Origin of the sequence: Cellulomonas citrea (assembly GCF_009829685.1) — a bacterium.
Classification (GTDB): domain Bacteria; phylum Actinomycetota; class Actinomycetes; order Actinomycetales; family Cellulomonadaceae; genus Cellulomonas; species Cellulomonas citrea.
This window is the reverse complement of sequence record NZ_VWSD01000393.1, coordinates 1-526: the sequence shown is the minus strand read 5'-3', so window position 1 is coordinate 526 and position 526 is coordinate 1. Positions and strand designations below refer to the sequence as shown.

The following is a 526-nucleotide window of genomic DNA, read 5'->3' as shown; positions in this document are numbered from 1 at the left end:
ACGGTGGCACGGCACGCCGCGGGGGTCGACCCGGCGGTGCGGGCGGTGCTGGCCCGCGAGATGGTGGCCGACGCCGGTGTGCTGCGCGACCCCGACGGGCTCGAGGTGCTCGCCGGGCTGCTCGCCTCGACGGGACCGAGCACCCGGCACGCCCAGCCCGGCCGGGCGGCGTGGGAGGCCACCAACCTGCACGCGCTGTCGACCGTGCTCGTGGACGCCGCGGTGCGCCGCGAGGAGAGCCGCGGCTGCCACCGGCGCTCCGACGTGCGTGCGGACCGTGACGACTGGCTCGTCCACGTGGACACCCAGGTGGACGGCGACGGTGTGCCGGTCGTCGGGTTGCAGCAGCGGCGCACACCGCTCGGCGTCGAGCTGTCGACCACGGTCCCCGCCGAGACCGCGCAGGTGCAGCGGTGACCGCGTCGGCGCCCGTGCTCGACCTGCCGGCCGGGCTGGCCGCCGAGCTCGCCGAGCTGGCGCTCGCCGAGGACCTGTCCGGCGGGCCGGACGTCACCACCCTGGCCAC

At 77.8% G+C, this 526-nt stretch carries 1 pseudogene; it reads left to right on the top strand.

Going from position 1 to position 526, the window contains the following annotated elements:
* Positions 1 to 417: pseudogene (locus tag F2B26_RS16925) on the top strand (hypothetical protein); the annotation flags it as partial.
* Positions 418 to 526 lie beyond the last annotated feature (109 nt).